The 972-nt window shown below is 70.2% G+C and carries 2 protein-coding genes; both read right to left on the bottom strand.

The features are described 5' to 3' along the window. Nucleotides 1–21 precede the first annotated feature (21 nt). Entirely contained in the window at nucleotides 22–417 is a 396-nt protein-coding gene (locus AC1DYG_RS18610) for an HNH endonuclease (RefSeq protein WP_477641356.1), read from the bottom strand. A 102-nt stretch (nucleotides 418–519) separates the two neighbouring features. Next, on the bottom strand, nucleotides 520–972 hold a 453-nt coding region (locus AC1DYG_RS18605), incomplete at its 5' end, for a ParB/Srx family N-terminal domain-containing protein (RefSeq protein ID WP_477641355.1).

Genomic DNA, 972 nt, shown 5'->3' with positions numbered 1-972 from the left:
CGGTCGTGACGGTGTGACCTCTCAGCCCTGACGGGTGCTCTCTGCCGGGGTCTGAGCGTCGTCGTCCGGCGGATTCGGGAAGCGCGCGCTCATTGCCGAGCCGATCTCGTGAAGCCGCAGCAGGAAGGCCTTCTCGTCGTGTCCCTTGCGGCGCATCCAGGCGGTGACCTCGCCGTTGCACTTGCTGGAGTTGCACGAGGCGCAGGCCGGCACGATGTTGCCCAGCGTGTAGCGGCCGCCTCGCGAGATCGGCAGGACGCAGTCGCGCTGCAGCGGTTGGTCCCGGGCGCCGCAGTAGGCGCAGCCGTTCCATGCCTCCTGTAGCGCGGTCCACTGCGGGGCGGTGAGGTCGTGCTCGACGAGGTCCATCCGCCGCTTGCGTCGCCGCGCGTACCTGGACTTGCGGCTGATCGCCATGGCCGCACTCTACCGCCGCTGGGCACGGCGAAGGCCCCGGCACATCGCGCCGGGGCCTTCGGCGTCATGCGGACACCGCCGATTCTCGGGCGGTGACGGCGCCTACTTCCCGTGCGCCGCCTTGTATTCCAGTGCGTACGCGATCTTGCCGGGCTTGCCGTCGGAGTACGGCTTGGACACCTTGGCGAACTCGCCCTTGTCCTCGGCCTTACCGTCGTTCCACTCCGCCAGGACGCCGAGCTGGCTCGCGGTGAAGCCGGCGTCGACCACGGCGCCGGCCGGAAGGGCCGTCTGCGCCTTGGTGACCCGCTTGACGGTGTCGAGGTAGCTGGCGAGCTCGCGCGGGTTCCAGCCGGTCAGGTCGGCGGCCTGGGTGTCGCGAAGCCATGCGCCCCAGTAGAACTCCTGGAACGGGATGGTCCCGGCGGTGAAGCCGATGTCCCGGGCGAAGTACATGAGGCTGCGGTACCGGTCGTCGGCGAAGTTGGCCAGGCCCACCCCGGCGGGGAGGCCGGCGACCGGGACCTCCTTGCCGTCGACGTCGCGGTTCCAGAC

It is taken from the genome of Pedococcus sp. P1_H8 (assembly GCF_056405175.1).
This window is presented reverse-complemented; position numbering and strand designations above follow the sequence as displayed.